The sequence below is a fragment of the Streptomyces sp. NBC_00887 genome, assembly GCF_045207585.1.
Genome location: NZ_CP108788.1, coordinates 7,029,512 through 7,051,588, shown reverse-complemented (window position 1 = coordinate 7,051,588; position 22,077 = coordinate 7,029,512). Strand labels below are relative to the sequence as shown.

At 71.6% G+C, this 22,077-nt stretch carries 19 protein-coding genes and 1 tRNA gene; 9 read left to right on the top strand and 11 right to left on the bottom strand.

The window, feature by feature from the left end; genetic code table 11:
- Positions 1-130: 130 nt before the first annotated feature.
- The 8 genes from OG844_RS32195 to OG844_RS32160 all read right to left on the bottom strand — a co-directional run bounded on the left by OG844_RS32195 (position 131) and on the right by OG844_RS32160 (position 10,973).
- Positions 131-1,174 carry a LacI family DNA-binding transcriptional regulator gene (locus OG844_RS32195; RefSeq protein WP_406395038.1) on the bottom strand — a complete coding sequence of 348 codons (1,044 nt, stop codon included), beginning with the start codon at positions 1,172-1,174 and terminating at the stop codon, positions 131-133.
- A 216-nt stretch (positions 1,175-1,390) separates the two neighbouring features.
- Positions 1,391-2,854: a GH1 family beta-glucosidase gene (locus OG844_RS32190; protein WP_406395036.1), complete on the bottom strand. Its 1,464-nt coding sequence runs from the start codon at positions 2,852-2,854 to the stop codon at positions 1,391-1,393.
- Between the two features lie 121 nt (positions 2,855-2,975).
- On the bottom strand, positions 2,976-3,896 hold the full coding sequence (locus OG844_RS32185; protein WP_406395034.1) for a carbohydrate ABC transporter permease: 921 nt from the start codon (positions 3,894-3,896) through the stop codon (positions 2,976-2,978).
- Positions 3,897-3,911: 15 nt separating this feature from the next.
- Positions 3,912-4,910: a carbohydrate ABC transporter permease gene (locus OG844_RS32180; protein WP_406395032.1), complete on the bottom strand. Its 999-nt coding sequence runs from the start codon at positions 4,908-4,910 to the stop codon at positions 3,912-3,914.
- Between the two features lie 170 nt (positions 4,911-5,080).
- Positions 5,081-6,403 carry an ABC transporter substrate-binding protein gene (locus OG844_RS32175; protein WP_406395030.1) on the bottom strand — a complete coding sequence of 441 codons (1,323 nt, stop codon included), beginning with the start codon at positions 6,401-6,403 and terminating at the stop codon, positions 5,081-5,083.
- 749 nt (positions 6,404-7,152) lie between these two features.
- A complete protein-coding gene (locus OG844_RS32170; RefSeq protein WP_406395027.1) occupies positions 7,153-8,643 on the bottom strand; it encodes a cellulose binding domain-containing protein in 1,491 nt (496 codons plus the stop codon).
- A gap of 132 nt (positions 8,644-8,775) precedes the next feature.
- Positions 8,776-10,254 (bottom strand): ATP-binding protein, encoded by a 1,479-nt coding sequence (locus OG844_RS32165; RefSeq protein ID WP_406395025.1) that lies wholly within the window; start codon positions 10,252-10,254, stop codon positions 8,776-8,778.
- Positions 10,251-10,973 (bottom strand): response regulator transcription factor, encoded by a 723-nt coding sequence (locus tag OG844_RS32160; RefSeq protein WP_406395023.1) that lies wholly within the window; start codon positions 10,971-10,973, stop codon positions 10,251-10,253. Before OG844_RS32160 ends, OG844_RS32165 begins: the two co-directional genes overlap by 4 nt.
- Positions 10,974-11,051: 78 nt before the next feature.
- Between OG844_RS32160 and OG844_RS32155 the strand changes: the two genes are divergently transcribed.
- Positions 11,052-11,600, top strand: a complete 549-nt coding sequence (locus OG844_RS32155; protein ID WP_406395021.1) for a hypothetical protein — start codon at positions 11,052-11,054, stop codon at positions 11,598-11,600.
- Positions 11,601-11,605: 5 nt separating this feature from the next.
- Here the strand turns inward: OG844_RS32155 and OG844_RS32150 are convergent, their stop codons facing one another.
- Positions 11,606-12,502, bottom strand: coding sequence for a spermidine synthase (locus OG844_RS32150; RefSeq protein WP_406395019.1), 897 nt, complete (start codon positions 12,500-12,502; stop codon positions 11,606-11,608).
- Between the two features lie 86 nt (positions 12,503-12,588).
- Positions 12,589-12,960, bottom strand: coding sequence for a hypothetical protein (locus OG844_RS32145; protein ID WP_406395017.1), 372 nt, complete (start codon positions 12,958-12,960; stop codon positions 12,589-12,591).
- A gap of 242 nt (positions 12,961-13,202) precedes the next feature.
- Here OG844_RS32145 and OG844_RS32140 point away from each other — a divergent pair, with 242 nt between their 5' ends.
- On the top strand, positions 13,203-14,579 hold the full coding sequence (locus tag OG844_RS32140; protein WP_406395015.1) for a tetratricopeptide repeat protein: 1,377 nt from the start codon (positions 13,203-13,205) through the stop codon (positions 14,577-14,579).
- Between the two features lie 159 nt (positions 14,580-14,738).
- Here the strand turns inward: OG844_RS32140 and OG844_RS32135 are convergent, their stop codons facing one another.
- Positions 14,739-15,335 carry a histidine phosphatase family protein gene (locus OG844_RS32135; protein ID WP_406395013.1) on the bottom strand — a complete coding sequence of 199 codons (597 nt, stop codon included), beginning with the start codon at positions 15,333-15,335 and terminating at the stop codon, positions 14,739-14,741.
- A gap of 304 nt (positions 15,336-15,639) precedes the next feature.
- Between OG844_RS32135 and OG844_RS32130 the strand changes: the two genes are divergently transcribed.
- The 7 genes from OG844_RS32130 (at position 15,640) to OG844_RS32100 (ending at position 22,000) form a co-directional block, all read left to right on the top strand.
- A complete protein-coding gene (locus tag OG844_RS32130) occupies positions 15,640-16,590 on the top strand; it encodes a phosphatase PAP2 family protein (protein WP_406395011.1) in 951 nt (316 codons plus the stop codon).
- The gene (locus tag OG844_RS32125) at positions 16,484-17,671 is read left to right on the top strand and encodes a hypothetical protein (protein WP_406395009.1); all 1,188 of its coding nucleotides are present in this window, start codon (positions 16,484-16,486) and stop codon (positions 17,669-17,671) included. Before OG844_RS32130 ends, OG844_RS32125 begins: the two co-directional genes overlap by 107 nt.
- Positions 17,662-19,317, top strand: a complete 1,656-nt coding sequence (locus OG844_RS32120; protein ID WP_406395007.1) for a hypothetical protein — start codon at positions 17,662-17,664, stop codon at positions 19,315-19,317. The genes OG844_RS32125 and OG844_RS32120 overlap by 10 nt, the downstream gene beginning before the upstream one ends.
- A complete protein-coding gene (locus OG844_RS32115) occupies positions 19,314-20,648 on the top strand; it encodes an AAA domain-containing protein (RefSeq protein WP_406395005.1) in 1,335 nt (444 codons plus the stop codon). The genes OG844_RS32120 and OG844_RS32115 overlap by 4 nt, the downstream gene beginning before the upstream one ends.
- A gap of 107 nt (positions 20,649-20,755) precedes the next feature.
- Positions 20,756-21,097 (top strand): hypothetical protein, encoded by a 342-nt coding sequence (locus OG844_RS32110; RefSeq protein WP_406395003.1) that lies wholly within the window; start codon positions 20,756-20,758, stop codon positions 21,095-21,097.
- A 137-nt stretch (positions 21,098-21,234) separates the two neighbouring features.
- Positions 21,235-21,936: a hypothetical protein gene (locus OG844_RS32105; RefSeq protein WP_406395001.1), complete on the top strand. Its 702-nt coding sequence runs from the start codon at positions 21,235-21,237 to the stop codon at positions 21,934-21,936.
- Positions 21,927-22,000: transfer RNA gene (locus OG844_RS32100), tRNA-Lys, on the top strand. Before OG844_RS32105 ends, OG844_RS32100 begins: the two co-directional genes overlap by 10 nt.
- The last annotated feature ends 77 nt before the right edge of the window (positions 22,001-22,077 follow it).

Here is a 22,077-nt window from a genome sequence, read left to right as displayed (position 1 = left end):
GCCACAGAGCGCTCCCTACCGCATGGAAGCGCAACCCCCGGGCATTCGACACAACGGTCCTGCCGCGCATTCCCCCGACGCGGCAGGGCCGCCCCGTTCACGAAGCTCTGCACGAGCTTCGGTCAGCGGTTCAGGACGACTCCCGCACCACCAGCTCCGTGGGCAGCACGATCCTCGGCCGTTCCTCCGTGCGCTCCTCAGTGCGGTTCGCGATCTCCTGGAGCAGGACCCGGGTCATCGTGCGGCCCATTTCCTCGATCGGCTGGCGGACGCTCGTCAGCGGGGGGTCCATGTGGCGTGCCACCGCCGAGTCGTCGAAGCCGATCAGGGCCACGTCGTCCGGGATCCGGCGGCCGGACTCGCGCAGGACCTGGCGGGCGCCCGCCGCCATCACGTCGGAGGCGGCGAAGACCGCGTCGACGTCGGGGCGGCGGTCCAGCAGCTGACGCATGGCGCGGGCGCCGCCCTCCTCGGTGAAGTCGGCGGGGGCGATGAGCCGTTCGTCGGGGTCGAGGCCCGCGGCGGCGATGGCCTTGCGGTAGCCGTCGAGGCGGCGCTGCGCGCCGTACACGTCGAGGCGTCCGGTGATCGTGGCGATGGCGGTGCGGCCTCGCGATATGAAGTGGTCGACCGCCGCGCGTGCGCCCTCGAAGTTGTCGGAGTCGACCGAGGGCAGCGGCTCCGTCGCGTGCCTGCGGCCGCTGATCACGGAGGGCATGCCGAGCTGTTCGAGGAGCTCCGGCAGCGGGTCGTCGGCGTGGACGGCGATCAGCAGGACGCCGTCGACCCGGTGGGCGGTCAGGTACTGGGCCAGCCGGCGGCGCTCGCGGTCGTTGCCCGCCAGGGTCAGCAGCAGCTGCATCTCCGTGTCGGCGAGCGCTTCCCCCACCCCTCGTACGATGTCGGAGAAGTACGGCTCGGCGAAGAACCGGGTCTCTGACTCGGGTACGACCAGTGCGATGGCGTCCGTCCGGTTCCCTGCGAGCGCTCTGGCCGCCCGGTTGGGTACGTAACCCAGCTCGGCGACGGCCGCCTCGACCGCCTCCCTGGTCTGCGCACTGACCCGCGGCGAGCCGTTGATGACGCGTGAGGCCGTACCCCGCCCCACTCCGGCCCGTGCCGCTACTTCTTCGAGCGTGGGCCGCCCGCCACTCCGTACTCGCGCTGCCGCCATGGCTGCCTCCCGTTCGCGGTCAATTTCTCACAGCCGGATAGCCAAACCAAGTCCCGCTGTCCGATCCCTTGACACTCAGCCGGACCGACCGGCCCTTCATCAGCGCCACATCTCTTGGGAGCGCTCCCAAGCCTACGGGGTCACTGTGACGAACGTGTAAGGCGGGCACAAAGAAGCGAGACCCGGCGCTCGGCCGGGTCTCGCTGTTCGTGCAGGTCAGACGGTGCCGTCGACCGGGGGCAGGCCGTGGCGGCGGATCACGTCGGAGTACCAGTGGGCACTCGCCTTGGGAATGCGGCGCTGGGAGGCGTAGTCGACGTACACGGTGCCGAAGCGCTTCGAGTACCCGTACGCCCACTCGAAGTTGTCCATCAGCGACCAGAGGAAGTAGCCGCCGACGTCCGCTCCGTCGGCGATCGCCCGCTGTACGGCGTCGAGGTGGCCGTGCAGGTACGCGATCCGCGCGGGGTCCTCGACCTTGCCCTCGGGCGAGACGTAGTCGTCGAACGCGGCACCGTTCTCCGTGACCATCAGCGGGAGGCCGGGGTGCTCGCGGTGGGTGTCCATCAGGAGGTTGTAGAGACCGTCGGGGTCGATCGACCAGTCCATCGCGGTGCGCTCCTTCCCCTCGGCGAGGTGGAAGGCGACGCCTTCGGAACCGGGCCACGGGGAGTGGTCGCTCGCGCCGTGGGCGTCGCTGCGCGCGTAGGCGGCCCCTTCCACCGGGGTGGAGACCAGGGTCGGCGTGTAGTAGTTGATGCCGAGGGCGTCGACCGGGCGGGAAATGGTGGCGAGGTCGCCGTCCTGAACCAGCTTCGACCAGTCCACCAGGTGCGAGGTGTCGGCGATCAGGTCCTCGGGGTACTCCCCGCGCAGCATCGGGCCGGTGAAGACGCGGTTGCCCACCGCGTCGATCCGGCGGGCGGCGTCGGCGTCGGCCGCGCTGTCGGTCAGCGGGCGGACCTGGTGCAGATTGAGGGTGACCGAGGTCTGCGCAGCAGCGGGGAGTTGGGCGCGCAGAACCTCGATCGCCCGGCCATGGGCGAGATTCAGGTGATGGGCCGCCTGCAGCGCGGCTGCGGGCTCGGTACGGCCGGGGGCGTGCACGCCGGATCCGTAGCCGAGGAAGGCCGAGCACCACGGCTCGTTGAGGGTGGTCCACATTCCGACGCGGTCACCGAGGGCGCCGGAGACGATGGCGGCGTAGTCGGCGAAGCGCTCAGCGGTGGCGCGCTCGGGCCAGCCGCCGGCGTCCTCGAGCTCCTGGGGGAGGTCCCAGTGGTAGAGGGTGGCGACGGGCACGATGCCGGCGTCCAGCAGCTCGTCGACGAGCTTGCGGTAGAAGTCCAGGCCGCGCTCGACGGCGGGACCGCGGCCGGTGGGCTGGACCCGGGACCAGGAGACCGAGAAACGATACGCCTTGAGCCCGAGCTGCTTCATCAGCGCGACGTCGTCGCGGTAGCGGTGGTAGTGGTCGGCGGCGATGTCACCGGTGTCGCCGTTGTGGACCTTGCCGGGGGTGCGGCTGAAGGTGTCCCAGATGGACGGCGTGCGGCCGCCCTCGGCGGCGGCACCCTCGACCTGGTAGGACGCGGTCGCCGCGCCCCAGAGGAAGCCCGTGGGGAAGTTCGTTGCCTCGGGCGCCTGCTTCGGGGTGATGTCGGGTCGTACTGCAGTCATGCGGGAGCGCTCCCAAGAATGGACGAACAGGGACAGGGACGAGGGGGCCGAGGGCCCGTACGGCCTGTGGTCAGGTACAGGCCGTACGGGACGACCGGGGTGGAGCGGCAGGGCCGGGAAGTCAGCCCTTGACGGCGCCGGACATGATTCCCCCGACGATCTGCTTGCCGAAGATCACGAAGACGACGAGCAGAGGCAGGGTGCTGATCAGCGCACCCGCCATGACGACGCTCTGGTCGGGGACGTAGGACGCGCTCAGCTCACCGAGTGCGACCTGGAGCGTGGGGTTCTCCGCGTTCAGTGCCAGGTAGGGCCAGAAGAAGTCGTTCCAGGCCTGGACGAAGGTGAGCATGCCGAGAACCATCATGGCCGGTCGGGCGACCGGGAGCACGATGCTCCACACGATGCGGAGGTTGTTGGCGCCGTCCACCCTGCCCGCTTCGATGAGCTCGTACGGCAGTGCCTCGATCAGGTACTGACGCATGAAGAACACGCCGAACGCGCTCACCAGGGTCGGGAAGATCACCGACTCCAGCTGACCGCCCCAGCCGATGTCGGCCATCATCATGAACAGGGGTACGACGCTGAGCTGCGGAGGGATCGTCAGTGTGGCGATGACCGTCGTCATCAGCGCGCCGCGGCCCTTGAAGCGCATCTTGGCGAAGGCGTAGCCGGCCAGGGTGCAGAAGAACAGCGTCGCCAGGGTGATGCTGCTGGACACGATGAACGTGTTCAGGATCGCCTTGCCGAGGCTGGCCTGCTCCCAGGCCGCCTCGAGGTTGCTGAACAGGTTCCCGCCGGGGATGAGCGGCGGGGTGGTGGCCAGCACCTCCTCCTGTGTGCGGGACGCGGCGACGAGCGTCCAGTACAGCGGGAAGAGCGAGCCGAGGCCGACGACGGCCAGGGCGAAGTAGGCGAAGGGCCCGGCGTGGTGCTGACGGCCGGCGCCGGGCTTGAAACGGCGATGGCGCGAGGGCTCGCTGCGGGGCGAGGACCTGACGACGCGGCGGTCCGGAGCGGTGACGGTGCTGGTGGTGGTCATGGATATCGCTCCCCGTCAGGCCGCGGTCTTGCGCATGAAGCGCCCGACGAGCCAGTTGATCGCGGCAATGAGCAGCAGCAGGACGAGCATGGCCCAGGCGACTGCGGCGGCCGGACCGAGGTGCCCGAGATTCCAGCCGTAGTTGTAGAGGTAGATGCTGAGCGTCTCGTACTGGTTCTCGGTGCCGCCCTGCGCTCCGATGGGACCGGCTTCGAGGAGCAGGGGTTCACCGAACAGCTGCATCGAACCGATGGTCGAGATGACGATCGTGAAGAGGATCGTCGGCCGCAGCGAGGGAATCGTCACGTTGCGGAACTGCTGCCAGCGCGAGGCCCCGTCGAGCGAGGCAGCCTCGTACAGGTCGGACGGGATGGCCTGCATGGCGGCCAGGTAGATCAGCGTGTTGTAGCCCGTCCAGCGCCAGATCACGATGATCGCGATGGCGATGTTGGACGTCCAGTGACCGTTGACCCAGTTCGTCTCGCCGACGCCGAAGAAGCCGAGCACCCAGTTGAGCAGGCCCCCGTCAGCCCGGAACACCAGGGCGAAGACCAGGGCCGCGGACGCCACCGAGGTGGCGTACGGGGTGAGGATCACGGTGCGCCAGAAGGTGCTGGCGCGCAGTTTGTAGTTCAGCAGGTGGGCCAGGCCCAGCGCGATCATCAGCTGCGGGACGGTCGAGATGACGCCGATGACGAAGGTGTTGGTGACCGCGGTCCAGAACTCGGCTTCCTGCAGGATGGTGCTGAAGTTGTCCCAGCCGACCCATTCCATCTGGTCGAGACCGGTCATCTCCACCCGGTGCAGGGCGATCCAGCCGGTGTACAGGAGCGGGTAGAGCCCGAAGGCTCCGAAGACGAGGAAGAAGGGCGCGATGTACGCGTACGGCGATGCCTTGTCGTCGAATCGCCACAACCGGCTGCGCCACGCCTGGCGGCTGGGGGTCATGGGCTTCGGAGCGCGGCGGCTGGGCCGGGATCCGTGTGCGCCCCGGGTGGGGGTCGAGGTTGCCACAGGTGGGAGTCCTTCCCTGGGGTGTGCCGACACCGCAGGGGCAGGCCGGACCTCTGGTCAGGTCCGGCGGAGGTGTCGGAAACGGTGCGCGGTGCCGGCGGTACGACCGGCACCGGTGCGGACCGGCCGGGACGCGCGGTGGGCGTCCCGGCGGTCCGCACCGGCGGGGGTCAGCCGATCACCTTGTCGATCGCCTCGGTGGCGGCGTCCCAGGCCTTGTCGGGGCTGGTGCCCCGCTGCTCCATGTTGTTGATCTGGGTGGAGATGGTGTCCTTGATGATGCCGTCCTTCGGGCCGAGCACGGCGGCCGGGATGAGCTCCGACTCCTCCGCGTAGAGCTCACCGATGGGGGCGTTGTTGAAGTACTCGAGCTTGGCGTTCTTCACGTCGGGGAGCTGGTGGGCGCCCTTGTTCGACGGGAAGACACCGACTGCCTTGAAGACGGCGGCCTGCTGCTCGGGAGCGGTCAGCCACTTGACGAGCTCGCCGGCCTCCTTGACGTGCTTGCCCTTCGCGGGCACGGAGAGGAAGGAGCCGCCCCAGTTGGCCGCGGTGTCACCCGGGGTGCGGGCGATGTCCCACTTGCCCTTGTAGGCGTCACCGGAGTACGTGGAGATCTGCGCGGCCATCCATGCCGGGCAGGCCATCGTGGCGATGCTGCCCTTGCGCAGGGCGGTCTGCCACGGGACACCGAACTGGGCCAGGCCCTGGGTCAGTCCCTTGTCGACGGCCTCGGCCGCGAGGTCCCAGCCCTTCTTGACGCCTGCGCTCTCCTTGTAGATCGCCTTGCCGTCCTTGGCGTAGTACTGCTCCGAGGAGGAGCTCACGACGCCGTTGTACATGGCACTGGCGGAGTCCATGAAGAAGGTGCCCTTGGGGGCCTTCTTCTTGTACTCCTCACCGAGCTTGAGGTAGTCCTCCCAGCCGCCGGCGTACTTCGCGGCGACCTCGGCACGCTCGACCGGCAGACCGGCCTTCTCGAACAGGTCGCGGCGGTAGCAGATCGACATCGGGCCGATGTCGGTACCCGCGCCTATGACCTTGCCCTGGTCGGTGCTGGCCTGCAGCGCCTTCCAGGTGACCCACTGGTCGGTGTCGATCACCTTGGAAAGGTCGGCGAACGCGTCCGCCTTGGTGTCGACGAGCTCCTTGACGCGGCCGACCTCGATGCCCTGCACATCGGCGAGGCCGCTGCCCGTGTTGAGCTGCTGGAGGAACTTGGGGTAGTAGACCTTCTCCTCGGCCGTGACGTTTTCCTTGACCGTGATGTTCGGGTTGAGCTCGTGGTACTTCTCGAAGAGCCCCGCCTCCTTGTAGCCGAACTGGCCGAAGTCGGCGACGGTCAGGGTGATCTTCCCGTTGGCGTCGGCTCCATCCGAGTCCGAGCCGGAATCGCCGCAGCCGGTGAGCAGCAGGGCGGTGGCCGTGAGGCCCGTGGTGGCCATGACGAGGGTTCTGCGGCTTCGACCTGCGACAGTGCGGGTGATGCGCATTCCACTACTCCTTGTTCCAGGGTGGGACTGGCGTTCAATCTGCTCGGCGTCGCACCGGTGGGTGCGATTGCCATCGGTACGGGGATGACATGGGCGGTGCCGTCCCCGTACGAGCGAAAACCTCGTTCGATATGGGAGCGCTCCCATGCGCTGATGCCGGAAGATTGCTGCCTCAAGGGGGTGGGTGTCAAGAGTTGAAGACGCTTCCGTTGCCCGAGTGTGTCCTGCAAGTCACGCGACCGTGTCCGGCAGAGGGCTTGCGTTAACCCGCGCGTCCTGCATGCGCCGCACGATGGTACGCAAATTTCCGCAGGTCAGCAGCGCATTGCTCCCGAGGATCGCTCTCTGCCGCCGGAAAGAGCCATGGACGGGGCGGATTTCGGGACGGCACTCCTGAAGGCTCCCGCGCCACCGGCCGGACCGGGAACGCCCGCCGGAAGATGAACGGGATCGCGCGCGGTGGGGGCGCCCTGAGGGCTTGCGGCCGATTCCGCGTTCTTTCCCCGAACTCCGTGTATCGGCCAGGTGATTCCGCTTGAGGCCGTGGGAGCGCGGTGGCCCGGCAGATTTCGGCCCTGGGGTCGACGGGTGTTGCGCATGCAAGCGCCGGACGGGCAGGAGCCCGTCCGGCGATCACGTACATCCTGGGGCACGCAGGCCACATGGGGGGGCGCACCCCGGCCGGGTGTGGGGGGTGTGGGGCCGGCCGGGATGCGCGCGGGGGGTGGCGGTCTGCGGGGAGCGGAGGGTTACCTGAAGGCGCCGAAGGCCTTCGTGAACGCCAGCGGCTCCTGGAGGATCGAACTGCAGGACGCGTCCGCCGTCGGCTTCGTGCCGCCGGCGCACTCCTTGTCACGGGTGCCGGACCACATCGCGAGCCGGCCGATGCCCTTGTCCTGGGCGAACTTCACCAGCTGCGTGGCGTCGTCGACCGTGAAGATCTCGGTGACGACGTCGTTCACGCCGATCATCGGGGTGACCGCGACGGCCTCCCAGGCAGCCGCGTCGGACAGCCCGAGCACACCCTTGATCTGAGCCTGCGTGGCGGTGGCCGCCTGGGTCGCGTAGTCGCCCATGTCGCCGCTGTACGCGGGCCCGTAGTCCATCGCCATGATGTTGACCGCGTCGACCCGCACGCCGTTCTTCTTCGCGTCGGCGAGCAGGTCCACACCCGGCTGGGTCAGGCCCTCGGGCATCACCGGCAGGGTGTACGAGACGTCCAGGCCGGGGTGCTTCTTCTGGAGCTGGGCGATGGCCTGCGAACGGCGGGAGTTGGCCGCGGTGTCGGGCAGCGCACCGCCCTCGATGTCGAAGTCGACCTTGGTGAGGTCGTACGTGTCGATGACCTTGCCGTACGCGGCGGCGAGGTCGCCGGCCGAGGAGCAGTGCAGGGCCAGTTCGGCGCCCGCCGCACCGCCGAAGGAGACCCGGACGTCGCCGCCCTTGGCCCGCAGCGCGTCGATCTGGCCGGCCACCTTGTCGTCGCCGAGGCCGGTCACGCCGCCCCAGAGCGGGGCGCAGCTGCCGCCGGAGGTGATGAAGGCGAGGTTGAACTCCTTCACCCCGGTCTTCCCGACGGTGTCCAGCAGGTCGTACGACGGGTAGAGCGAGGTGTCGATGTACGGGGCGAATCCGGCACCCGCGGCCGTGCCGCCGCCGTCACCGCCGCCGGGCGTCTCGGAGGGCGTCGGTGAGGCCGTTGCCGATGCCGTGGCGGTGGGGGTGGGTGTGGCGGTGGCCGTGGGCGTCGGTGCGGGGCTCGCGGTCTCCGTGGGGCGGCCGCTGGGCTGCGGTGTCGCGCCGGTGTCGACGGAGCACGTGGCCTCGTTGATGAGGCAGCCGACCGGATCGGCGGCCTTGCCGGACGAGGCGGTGACGAAGCCGACCGTCACCGACGCACCGGGGGCGAGGTCCTTGTTCCAGCTCGCGGGCTTCACCGTGACGTGGTTCCCGCTGACGGTGTGCTCGCCGTTCCAGAGGGAGTCGATCTTCGTACCCGCGGGAAGGTCGAACTCGAGCGTCCATCCCGCCTGGGCCTTGTCGGTGTCGTTCGTGACGACGTACTGCCCGGTGTATCCGCCGGTCCAGCCGCTCGTCCTGGTGTAGGTGGCACCGACCGCCGCGGCCTGGGCCGTGCCGGTCAGCGCGAAGACCGTGCCACCGATGACTGCGGCGGCGACGACGGCGCCGACGGCCTTGGTGCGGGTGCTCGTCGTACGGCGGTGCGTGCTGGTGCCCATCGCGTTCCTGCCTCTGTCCTGCGGGGGGTGGTGTCTGCGTCTGCACGCTAGCCGCCCCGAACCGGGCAAAAGCCGCTTCCTGGACCTGAGTTGCTGTTCTTAGGGTGGGCTTAAGGAGCGCATCGGTGCTGGTTAAAGGTTCGGCTCGATGTCGGGGGACTTGCGGAGCTCTGCGTTCCGGCCCGTCACTCCGTGTCGCTGCCGCTTCCCGATCCGCTTCCCGGACCGCCTGCCCACCCGGTGCCCCCGGCGCCCGCGCTCGGACGGGGCGCCGTCGAGGCCTATCCAGATCCGCACCTCCGTACCGCCGAGCACCGAACGCCCGATCCGCAGATCGCCGCCGGTGGACTCGGCGACCCTGCGCACGATGTCCAGGCCGAGGCCGGTCGAGCCCACGGCACCCGGTCCTTCACCGCGTCCGGTGGCCCCCCGGGCCAGGGCGGCCTTCGGGTCGGCTATGCCCGGCCCGGCGTCCGAGACCAGGACGAGTACGGCGTCGCCGCTGTGGTGCACGTCGACGGCGAACGCGGTGCCCTCCGGGGTGTGCCGGAAGACATTGCCGAGCAACGCGTCGACCGCGGCGGCCAGTTCGGGCCTGGCGACCGGAATCCGTACCGTGCGGTCCACTCCCGCGAGGCGGACCGTACGGCCCTCGTCCTCGGCAAGTGCCGACCAGAAGCCCATGCGCTCGCGGATCACCTCGGAGGCGTCGCAGCCGGCGCCCGCACCCGACTGCACGCCCTGGGTCTGGGGGCGCTGTTCCCGGGCGGTACGGATGATCGTGTCGACCTCGCGCTCCAGTTGCTCGACCGCCGCCCGGGTCTGTTCGGCGGCAGGGCCCTCGCCCAGGGACGCGGCGTTGAGCCGGAGCACGGTCAGCGGGGTGCGCAGCCGGTGCGAGAGGTCGGCGGCCAGTTCGCGTTCGTTGGCGAGGAGTTGGACCACCTGGTCCGCCATGGAGTTGAACGCGACGGCGGCGGACCGCAGTTCGGTGGGGCCCTCCTCGGGGACCCGGGTGCCCAGCCTGCCCTCCCCCAGGTTCTGGGCGGCGCCGGCGAGCCGCTGGGCGGGCTCCACCATCCGTACCCCGAGCCGGTCGGCGACCGCCACCGAGCCGACGATCAGCGCGATGCCGACGCCCGCCAGCATCAGCCAGGCCGTGCCGACGCCGTTGGAGACCTCGCCCTCGGGTACGAACACCTCCACGACGGCGATGTCCCCCGAGCCCAGCGCGGTGGGCTGGAGCAGCGCGGAACCGCCCGCGACCTCGGAGATGGAGGCGCGCCCCGACGTCCGCACGGTCTCCAGGTCATGGCGGGTGGCGCGCCGGGTGCCGATCTCCAGGCGCCGGCTGTCCGGCTCGTCGGCGGCGGGGACATGGACGGCGAGCCGTCCCCGGCCGCCCGGTTCGGTGGACAGGACCGCGCGGGTCAGTTCCTCGCGGTCGGTGGTGATGGTGAGGGTCGGGCCGATGGTGGCGGCCTGGCGCTCGGCGTCGGAGAAGGCGCGGTCGCGGGCCATTTCCTTGATGACGAGCCCGAGGGGCACCGCGAACGCGATCACGACCATGGCGGTGACGGCCAGGCAGACCTTGACCAGGGCCCACCTCATGCGGGTGGTTCCGGTACGGCCCGCGGCGCCGCCGCGGGCGGTTCGAGTTTGACGCCGACGCCGCGCAGCGTGTGCAGATAGCGCGGCCGTGCGGCTGTCTCGCCCAGTTTGCGGCGCAGCCAGGAGAGATGGACGTCGATGGTCTGGTCGTCGCCGTAGGACTGCTGCCAGACCTCGGCCAGCAGTTCACGGCGCGCGACGACCACGCCGGGGCGCCCGGCGAGGAAGGCCAGCAGGTCGAATTCGCGGCGGGTCAGGTCGAGTGCCGTGCCGTCCAGTTCCGCCTGGCGGCGCAGCGGGTCGATGGAGAGCCCGCCGACCTGGATCACGCGCGGGGACGGCGTCCGGTCGCCGGCGCCTCGGGTGCGGCGCAGCACCGCGGCCATGCGCGCCGACAGGTGCTCCACCGAGAACGGTTTGGTCAGGTAGTCGTCCGCACCGTCGTTGAGCAGCCGGACGATCTCGGCCTCGTCGTCCCGCGCGGTCGCGATGATCACGGGTACGTCGGTGATGGACCGCAGCATCTTCAGCGCCTCTGCGCCGTCGAGGTCGGGCAGCCCGAGATCGAGGATGACCACGTCGAACCGGAAGTGCGCCACTTCGCGCAGCGCTTCGAGCGCCGTGCCGACACTCCGTACCGTGTGGGAGGCCTCGGTCAGGTGCCGGATGAGGGCGGAACGTACGAACTGGTCGTCCTCGACCACGAGCACACTAGGCATGGGCGGCACCGTAGCCCATGCGGACGGACCCGGTCCTCTCCGGGACAGCACCGGTGCGCGTGGGGCAGGATGTGCCCGATGCAACGAGGACTCGTACACGCGATCGCCTGGTCGCTGTCCACCGGGGCGGCGGTCACGCTGTCGTGGTGGGGTGTGCACACGGTGATGTCGGGGACGGCGTACGACCCGCCGCGCGCCGTGCCGATCTCTGTCGGCGCACGGACCGAACAGGCCGCGGACCAGCCGGTGTCGTCGTCCACCCACCGCGCCCTTCCCTCGCCCACTCCGAGCGCGAGCGCCTCCCGGACCGCACCCCCGCGATCCCCGCGTCCCTCCTCCCGTACTCCGTCGAGCAGTCCGGCCGCCCCGCCGAAGACCTCCGCGCCCGCGGCGGCGTCGTCGGGGGACGTGAAGAGCTATCCGACCCGCGGCGGCCGGGTGGTCCTGGAGCTGGCGAGCGCTTCGGCGAAGCTGGTCTCGGCGACCCCGGAGCAGGGCTGGTCGATGCAGGTGTGGACGAACGCGGAGTGGATCCGGGTGGACTTCAGCGACGGGGGCGGGGCGACCGTGTCCGTCTTCTGCACCTGGAACGGCCATCCGCCGACGGTGCAGGTCGTCGACCAGTAGCCGGCTTACGTGAAGGCGCCGGGCGGCGGGGCGGGGGACGGCTTGGCGCCCTCGTCGGTGACGACTGCGGCGCCGCCCGTGAAGTCGGCGAGTGCCCTGCCGTGTTCGACCCGGCCGGGGTGCGGGTCGCTCGCGACCCGTCGGGTCAGCTCGGCGACGGCGATCGGCTGGTCCGAGGCGACCAGGACCGCGTTCCCGAAGCGGCGGCCCCGCCACACGGTCGGATCGGCTGCCAGGGCCAGCTCCGGGAAGAGGGAGGTCGCCGTGGCGATCTGGCCGCGGAGGTGGGCGAGCGGCGGACCGTCGGCGAGGTTGGCGGCGTACCGCCCGCCGGGCTTCAGTACCCGGCGTACCTCACCGAGGAATTCGGCGGAGGTGAGGTGTGCGGGGGTACGGGCGCCGCTGAAGACGTCGGCGATGACGAGGTCGGCCCAGCCGTCCTGGATCTTGGCGAGTCCGGCGCGGGCGTCCGTGGAGCGCACCCGTATCCGGGCCTGCGGGTCCAACGGGAGCTCCCGGCGGACGAGTTGGACGAGGGGGGCGTCGATCTCGACGATCTGCTGGGTGGAGCGGGGGCGGGTCACGGCGATGTAGCGGGCCAGTGTGAAGGCACCGCCGCCCAGGTGCACGACCTGGAGGGGCTGGTTCGGGGGCGCCGAGAGGTCGATGACGTGGCCGAGCCTTCGCTGGTACTCGAACGAGAGGTACGAGGGGTCGTCCAGGTCCACGTGGGACTGCGGGGCACCGTCCAGCAGCAGGGTCCAGGCGCGCGGGCGTTCGCGGTCGGGCACGAGCTCGGCGAGACCGCCGTCCACCGTCGCGGCGACGGGCTCCTGCCCGCGTTCGCGCTCGGACCGCTTCCGGGCGCTCGCACCCTTGGCCGGCGCTCCTCGACGTGCCACGCGCGCTCGTCCTCGCTCACCGGATCGGGCCGGCTCCTGGGTCGGCCGGCGACGGCGGGAGATCCGCCCACCAGGCCATTATGGCCTCAGCGGCAGTTGTCGGCCGCCTCGATGAGCCTGGCGGCCTGGTCGAGAGCGGCCCGCAGCACGGCCGGATCGGTGACCGGGGCGTCAGCGACGGGCGGCAGGAGCCAGCCGCCGCCGATCACGGGCGGCTCGGCGGGGACACGCAGTCCCCGGCCGTCCGTCCGCGTACAGGCACTGCCGGGTACGTCCCAGGCGTCGGCGGTACCGGCCGGGACCAGGAATCCGAGGGTGTGGCAGGCTCCGTCGTGCAGGACCGGGCCGACGGCCCCGTGGTCCGCGCCGCGGCGCAGGATGTCCACAGCCTCCAGTCCCTGACGTGCCGGGACGGTCACCAGGTCGCACGGCGCGGTTTCCGGACCGATGTGCAGCATGGGAACCCCTCCTCTCGTCGCGAGGCAGAGCCACGCTCCGCCTCCTCATGGACCAACGCACCGACGACGTCAAGGGCTACGGCACTACGCCGCCGCAAAGGGTGGCAGTTCATGGCAGATCACGGGCGAGATGTCCTGCTTTATATGCAAACACCGCGTGTGCGACGTGTCACAGCAGGTACGTTCTTGCTCCGCCGGGACACCGGAAGCAGGCGCCCGGCTGCACCAGAGAGGGCCCCGCCATGGTGTCGACACGGGCAGTTCCCAACCTTGCTTTCCGGCGGCTGCGCGGTCCGCGGTCCGCGGGAGAATTCGCGGCGGCGATCCGCAGGGCCGCACGCGAGATCGGGGAACACGTCGCGTGCGACGCCCGGTACATCGGGCGCGTGGAGTCCGGCGAGATCCGCTGTCCCAACTACGCGTACGAACGGGTGTTCCTGCACATGTTCCCGGGGGCGAGCCTGGTGGACCTGGGCTTCTCGGCCCGCGAGAGCGTGCGTGGCCGGGGGGCACGTACGGGGGCCGCCACTGCTGTGCCCCTGCCCCCTACCCCCCACAGCGATATCGACGAGGAGAGCGACGTGCTGCGTCGCGTGTTCATGACGAGCGGCACCACCACGGTGGCAGCCGCGTCCCTGGGCCTGGGCGGCCCGTCCGCCGCCGCCGGCCCCACGGCTGTGCCATCACAGCGCCGGGTCGGCGAGGCGGAGGTGAGTGCCGTCGAGAAGGCGGTGCGGCAGATCCGGCTGCTGGACGACCGGCACGGCGCGGACGGGCTGTACCGGCGGGCCTTCCAGCCGCTGCGGGCCGCGTACGCGCTGCTGGACGCCGGCACCGCGAGCCGCCGCAGCACCGCGGACCGGCTGCACTCGGGCGCCGGTGAGCTGGCGATCTCGGTGGGCTGGCTGGCGCACGACTCGGGCCGCTTCGAGGACGCGCGCTCGCACTACGCGGAGGCGCTCGCGACGGCGCGGCTGGCCGGGGACGCGGCTCTGGAGGCGCACGCGTTCTGCAACGCGTCGTTCCTGGCCCGCGACACCGGGCGGGCGCGGGAGGCGGTCCGGGCCGCGGAGGCCGGGCAGCGGGTGGCCGGCCCGCTCGGCTCACCGCGGCTGCTGGCCCTGCTCGCCCTGCGGGAGGCGGGCGGGCGGGCGTGGCTCGGGGACCGTACCGGGTGCGAGCGGGCCATCGGGCGGGCGCGCACGGCATTCGAGCGGGGGGAGTGCGCGGGGGACCCCGAGTGGATGACCTTCTTCCGCGAGGCGGAGCTGGAGATGCTGGAGGCGCAGTGCTGGTCGGCGCTGGGCGACTGGCCGAGGGCGGCGCGGCACGCGCGGGCGGCCACGCGGCTGCAGGACCCGCACTTCACCCGGAACCTCGCCCTGTACCGGGCTCAGCTGACCGGTGACCTGGCGCGGGCGGGCGCAGCCGACGAGGCGGCGACGGCGGGGCACCAGGTGCTGGACCTGCTGGACCGCGTCCAGTCCTCGCGGATCCGGGGGATGCTGGAGAGCGCGGTACGGGTGCTGAGACCGCGGGGCGGGGCGGAGGTCGTGGCGTTCCTCGAGCGGTACGAGGAGTTGCCGCCGGGGCCGGAGCGAGTGCCTTCGGCCGGGTAAGGGGGTCGCCGGCGCCGGACGTTCTGTCCTCAATCGCCGGACGGGCCTGAACTGGGTTCCGGCCCCTGCCCCCTTGGGCGCCCGGCCCCCGGTCCCTGTCCAGCGGGCCTCTCACCGGCACCGGGGTTCGTCCTCGAACGCCGGACGGGCTCGGACCGGTTATCGGTCCAGGTGGCCCGTGTCGTTCCAGCGTTCCAGGGCGGGCATGCCGTACGCCCAGCCCAGCACCGACAGTGAGGTCGGCTCCAGCCGGAGGTGCGCGGCGAAGGAGACGTCCTCGCCCAGCCACCGTGCTCCCAGCGCCCGCAGGATGTGACCGTGGGCGAAGACCAGCACGTCACGGTCCGCCGAGCGCGCCCACTCCACGATCTCGTCAGCCCTGTGCGCCAGGCCCGACAGCGTCTCGCCCCCGGGGACACCGTCCCGCCAGATGAGCCAGTCCGGCCGGTCCGCCTTGATCTGCGCCGGGGTCAGGCCCTCGTACTCCCCGTAGTCCCACTCCATCAGCGCGTCCCACGGCTCGGCGCGGTCCCCGAATCCGGCGATCGCGCACGTCTCGGCGGCCCTGACGAGGGGGCTGGTCCGCACATCCACCCCGGGCAGGCCGGCCCAGGGCTCCCGGTGCAGCCGTTCCCCGAGCAGCTTGGCGCCCTCGCGGCCCGTGTCGAGGAGGGGAATGTCGGTCCTGCCGGTGTGATTGCCCTGCACGGACCACTGGGTCTGGCCGTGCCGGGCGAGCAGGATTCGCGGTGCCATGACGGCTCTCCCTGAAAAATACTGAGATCTGAAGATCCGAGGACCCTAGGATCTATGGGGTCCTGGACAGCGGTGTCCGGGACGACGACGGGGACGGCAGCCGGCCGGGGGACGGTGCCGGTGAGGTCCCGCTCCATCATCGCGTACGTGCCCCGCAGGCAACCTGCGGGGCCGAATCGGCGTCCCTCTCTGCGCACGACCAGGGACGTCCGCGGGGGACGCCCCCCGGGGGAAGTCAAGGCCGACGACCGCCGTACGGTTGAACGTCCGTCGTCGACCGCATGAACATGGGGAGAGCTACCGGATGCCGCACGCCACCGCCGCGACACGCTCCTCCGGTCCTCGGCCACGGTGGTGGACGGAGCTGCCACTGATCGCGGTGGTGTACGGGCTGTACTCGGCGGGACGGCTGCTGGTCCGGGGCGACGTGTCGACGGCCGTGGACCACGGACTCGCGATACTCGACCTGGAGAAGGCGCTCCACCTCAACGCCGAGCACCCGCTCAACCGGCTGCTGACCGCCAACCCGGCCCTGGGGATACCCGCCGACTTCGCCTACGCCTCGCTGCACTACCTGGTCACTCCGGCCGTCCTCATATGGATGTTCCGGCGCCGGTCCGCCGCCTACCGGGCGGCCCGCACCTGGCTGATGACCTCCACGCTCCTCGGGCTGATCGGCTTCACGCTCATGCCCACCTGCCCGCCCCGGCTGCTCGACGCCCGGTACGGATTCGTCGACACGATGGCCCAGTACAGCGCGTACGGCTGGTGGGGTGCCGGCGCGAGCGCCCCGCGCGGACTCAGCGGGATGACCAACCAGTACGCGGCGATGCCGAGCCTGCACGTCGGCTGGGCGCTGTGGTGCGGGGTCCTCCTGTGGCGCCACGGCCGCCACCCGCTCATCCGTGCGGCCGGCATCGCGTACCCGTTGATCACGGTGCTCGTGGTGATGGGCACCGCGAACCACTACTTCCTCGACGCGGTCGCCGGCGCCGCCGTGATGGCCGCCGGAGCCCTGCTGACCAGGCCGGTCATCCGGGTGGCCGACCGGGCCAAGACCCGGCTGAGGGCCGTTTTCGCACCGGTCCCCGTTCCTGTGACGGCCACGAAGTCCACGATTGTCAGTGGCGGATGCAAGACTTCCGCGGGTGAGCGAATCCCCGGCCAGCGGACCTCCTCCGCAGATTCCAGCGGCGCGGCCACCGGCTCCGCAGCCGAAGCCGCCAGCGACGACGCTCCGGCACCGGCTCGCTGAGCTGCGCGGCCCGTCCGTCGCGCCGCACCCGCTCGACGCACGCGCGCTCGCCGCTCTCGCCGCCAACCCCGGCTGCAAGCGGCGCGCCCTGCTCGACGGCGCCGGGGTCGACAAGGCCGTGCTGGCGACCGCGCTCGGCTCCCCGGCCGCGTTCGGCCAGTCGCAGTTCGCGTTCATCCGGGGCAACGCGTTCGAGGCGAAGGTCAAGGCCGACGGCGGTACGGAGCTGCTGCGCCTGCTGTTCGAGCGTCTCGGCAGCGGAGCGGACGCACCGGGCAGGGCCGCGGTGCCCGATCTGACGGCGGCCGGTCCCGAGGGCCGCGCCGCCCGTACGGCGCTGGCGCTGCGCGAGGCCACCGCGGCGGGCGGCTGGGCGCTGCTCGACCATCCGATGCTTGCCCTGGAGGTGGCGGGCTCGCCGGCCTACCTGGAGCCGGACGCCGTGGTGGTGCACCCTGACGGCACCTGGACGGTCGTCGAGATCAAGTCCTTCCCCATGATCGACAGCTCGGCGGACGCCGCGAAGGTCGGGGCGGCGGCACGTCAGTCCGCCGTCTACGTCCTGGCGCTGGAGCGGATCGCCGCCGTGACCGAGGGCGCCCGGGTCGGGCACCGTGTCCTGCTGGTGTGTCCGAGGGACTTCTCCAACCTGCCGACCGCCTCGGTCCTGGACGTACGCAAGCAGCACGCCGTCACGCGCCGCCAGCTGGCCAGGCTGACCCGTATCGAGGACATCGCGGCGGCCCTTCCCGAGGGCACGACGTTCGACCCGGGGTGCTCGGCCGAGGAGCTGGGCACCGCGGTCGAATCGGTGCCCGCGGCCTACGCCCCCGAGTGCCTGGCCGCGTGCGAGCTGGCCTTCCACTGCCGGGCGAAGGCCCGGACGGACGGGGCGGTGGAGGCGCTGGGCCGGAGCGTGCGGGGCGAGCTCGGCGGGCTGACGACGGTCGACGGGGTGTTGGCCGCGGCGGCCGGCAAGGAGGGCGACCCGGCGGATCCGACGGTGGCGGCCCTGCGCCGGGCTGCGGCTCTGCGCGCGGAGGCCCTGGAGACGGCGAGCGGCGGCGTCCCATGTCGTTGATTAACACCCTGGCCCGGCTGGAGGCCGTGGACAGCGGGCGGGCCCAGCCGCTCACCACCGTGCGCCACCGCCATCTGACCGGCGGGCCGCTCGTGCTCGTGCCGCTGACGACGGCCGGTGAGGCGGGCGCGCCCCTCGGGGCCCTCGTGGGGACGGACCGTGAGGCGCCCCGGCTGCTGGCCGTGGCCCAGCCGCGCGACCGCGACCTGCGGTTCGCGTTCCTCGCCGAGCTGGCGGAGGCGGTTCTTCCGCACATCGAGTCGTACGCGGACGTCATCGAACCGGCCGAGCGCAACGAGACCGATCCGGAGACCGGCAAGAGGGTCAAGGTCGAGGTCGAGCTGTGCACGGACGCGGCCCAGCTGATCGTGCCGAGCCGGGCCGGCATCGACTTCGTCCGGCTGCTCGGGCGGTCGATGCGGTTCCGGCGCACCGCCGAGGACGATCCGGACACCCCGTATCCGGCGCCCGCCCGTGTCCCGCTGCTCGGCCGCTGGCTCACGCACTACGGGGAGCGGGCCAGGGTGCCGGGCTCCTCGCTGCTGCTCGCCACGACGGATCTGCTGAACCGGCACTGGGCGACGGGGCAGAGCAGCCTGGAGGACCAGCACCTGGGTGCGCTGCTGGCCTGGATCGACCCGCCGGAGGGCGGGTCGGGGGCGTCGGCCGCGCTCCGCGCGGAGTCGCTGCGGGACCGGGCGGGCCAGCTGGTCGTCCCGCCGGCGGGCCCGGCCACGGACCCGGCGTTCGACAACAGGCTGCTCGCGCCCGCGATCGAGAAGTACGACCGGGCGCGCACGGCACTGGCCGCCGCGGAGGACGGCCTCGCCGCCGATGCCCGGCTGGGTGAGCTGAGCGGTGCCGAGCGGGAGATCAGATCGCTGCTCGCGGGGGTGATGCTGCCCACGTGGGACGCCGTGTGGCGAGGGCTCGACCTGCTGCGGGAGCTGCCGGAGGGGGCCAGGGCCGAGGACCGGTGGACCCGGGACCGCTGGTCGTTCACCGCGCACCGGGACCGGGTGCGGGCGGGCGAGCCGCCGCAGCCGCGGCGGGACGACGCGGTGACGGCGGCGCAGAAGCTGGCCTCACGGGAGACGGCGCAGGCGCAGCTGGAGGCGCAGGAGGCGCTGGACGATCCGCTGGTGCTGGCGGGACGGCGGCTTGCGGGCGAGGCGTTCGTCGGCGAGGTGACGGACGTGGAGATGACGTACAGCGAGTCGAAGCGCCCCTCGCCGCGTCCGCTGGTCACGGTCCGTACGGACGAGCGCCCGCATCTCGGTGAGCGGACGAAGGTGTACCGCTCGCTGGACGGCAAGCCGCAGACGGCGGAGTTCGTGGGGTACGGCTCCGACGGGTCCGCCGACGCGGAGTCCACCGACCGGGAGCCGGCCCACGGGCAGGACCCCGGCGCGGTCTTCCTCGTCCTGCGGATCACGGACCGCATGGGGCGCGGCAAGGAGCCCGCCCCCGGTTCCGTGCCGGAGCCGGGTGACCGGTTCGCCTGGACGCTCTTCGAGCACGATCAGCGAAGCGGCCCGAAACTGCCGGACCCGGAGGACACCCCGTGGACCCACGGCGGCCCGCCGGGCACCGGTGACGGGCATGCCGAGAAGCCCGACCCCGTGACCGCGGAGGACCTTCTGTGACTGTCGTTTTCGATCCGGGTGCCGCAGCGGCGCGGGCGACCGACGCGATCCTCGGCGACACCCTGCGGGGTACGGCACGCGGCATCGTGGTGGACTCGCCGCCGGGTGCCGGGAAGTCGACGCTGGTGGTGCGGGCGGCGCTCGAGCTGGCCGCGGCGGGCCGCCCGCTGATGGTGATCGCGCAGACGAACGCCCAGGTGGACGACCTGGTGGTCCGGCTGGCGGAGAAGGCCCCGGATCTGCCGGTCGGCCGTCTGCACAGCAGCGACTCCGATCCGTACGACAAGGTCCTTGACGGTTTCGCTCAGGTGCGGAAGTCGGCGAAGGCGGCGGATCTGGCCGGTCTCGACATCGTCATCTCCACGGCCGCCAAGTGGGCGCACGTGAAGAACGTCGAGCCGTGGGGGCACGCGATCGTCGACGAGGCGTACCAGATGCGGTCGGACGCGCTGCTGGCCGTGGCCGGGCTGTTCGAGCGGGCTCTGTTCGTCGGGGATCCGGGTCAGCTGGACCCGTTCTCGATCGTCGGTGCGGATCAGTGGGCGGGGCTGACGTACGACCCGTCGGCGAGCGCGGTGTCCACCCTGCTCGCGCACAATCCGGAGCTGCCGCAACACCGGCTGCCGGTGTCGTGGCGGCTGCCCGCCTCGGCGGCGCCGTTGGTGTCGGACGCGTTCTACCCGTACACGCCGTTCCGCAGCGGTACGGATCACGGTGACCGCCGGCTGTCGTTCGGTGTCCCCTCGGACGGTTCGGGTCCTGACCGGGTGCTGGACGTGGCGGCGGAGTCGGGCTGGGGGCTGCTGGAGCTGCCGGCCCGCCACACCCCGCGCACCGATCCGGAGGCGGTACGGGCGGTGGCCCAGGTGGTCCGCCGACTGCTGGACCGGGGCGGCGCCGCGACGAGTGAGCGTGCGACTGATCCGGTCCCGGTGACGGCGGACCGGGTCGCGGTCGGCACGGCGCACCGCGACCAGGCGGCGGCGGTGCGGGCGGCGCTCGCCGAGCTGGGTGTGACGGGCGTGGCGGTGGACACGGCGAACCGGCTCCAGGGGCGCGAGTTCGATGTGACGGTGGTCCTGCACCCGCTGTCGGGCCGGCCGGACGCCACGGCGTTCCATCTGGAGACGGGCCGCCTGTGCGTGCTGGCCTCCCGGCACCGTCACGCCTGCATCGTGGTGTGCCGTGCGGGGGTGGCGGATCTGCTGGACGAGCACCCGTCGACGGAGCCGGTCCAGCTGGGTGTGACGGTGAAGTTCCCCGACGGGTGGGAGGCGATGCAGTCCACGTGGGAGCTCTGGTCGAACCATCGCGTTCCGTGGCGGCCGTGAGTTCGTGGGGCTTCGCACGCATCGCGGGCCCCGATCGTGGGAAGCGCTCTTGCGCCGGGCTGGACAATGGAAGGTGGCCGTCCGGCCGTACGAGGAAGGAACATCACATGGCACAACCCGAGCGGAACGAGCGGCAGAGGCTGCGTCCTGCACCGCTGCTCTTCGAGCCGTCGGAGGCGGCGGCGGACCCGGAGCACTTCTTCGACCTCGAGTCGATGGACGATCCGAAGGAGCTGCTGGCCCGTGCGACCGAGCTGACCCTCGCGTTCCGGGCGGCAACCGACCGGGCCGTGGAGTTCCAGGCCGTGGCCGCCGCCCAGCTCGCCGATCCGCGCAGGTTCGACCGGCTCACCGCGGCGGACATAGCCGCCCGTGCGGAGTGGACCGAGGACTATGCCAAGAAGATGATCGAGTTCGGCCGGTCCCTGCTGAACGACCCCAAGCCCTGACGCTCCAAGGGCCTTCCGTGACTCCGGGTACGGCCCGCGGCATATGCCGTCGGGCAAGATACCCCTTCAAAGCCCACCCTGTCCGGCTTTCGGTAACTCTCGGGAACAGTACCGTCACTGCCGGTAGACCTGACGTCATGAGCGCATGGCTGAAAGACGAAACGACCCTTCACACCGGTGCCACCCCGCGCCACGGCGTCGACATCTTCGCCCTGCTGCGGGACCGGACCGGCGACCGGGCAGCCGATGACAGGGCGGCCCAGGTCACCGCATCGGGAGCCGCCTGGCTCGCCGGTGCCACCGCCTACCCTCGCAGCACGCTCTCCCAGTGGGAGGCCCGCCCCGGCTCTCCCGGCGTCCTGCCGTGCGGCTCCGCCTTCGACGTGGTGAACGTGCCCGCGCTGTTCGGCCGGCGCATGCTGGAGCAGCTCTGGGCCGAGGGCCCGGGCTCCGGCCCGGTCGCCACGCACCGCGGGCGGATGCTGCTGTTCGCCGCTCCCGGCACCGCCCAGCGGCTGCCGTCACTGCTGGCCTGGGAGGAGTGGGGCACCGGAAGCACGTCCGGGAGCTCACCGAGGCACCACGGGGCCATGCCCCCGCTGCTCTGTCACGGCACCGGTGACGCGGTCACGGTCCCGCCCCTGGTCGGCGGTTCCGGTGGCGGCCCCCGCTGGCTGGTCGCCCCCGACACGCGCAACCCGTGGCTTCCGGGCCCGGACGTTCTGCTCTGGGCGTGCGTACGGGTGGGCAGGTCGGCGGCCCCGTCGACCACGGGGAATTCGATTTTTCCTCCGGCCGATCCGGGTGCTAATGTCTACGACGTCAGCAGGCGCCGTTAGCTCAGTTGGTTAGAGCAGCTGACTCTTAATCAGCGGGTCCGGGGTTCGAGTCCCTGACGGCGCACAGACAGAAGAAGCCCCCTCGTGCAAACGAGGGGGCTTCTTTGTGCGTGGCCCCGACCCGGGGCTCCCGACCCGGGG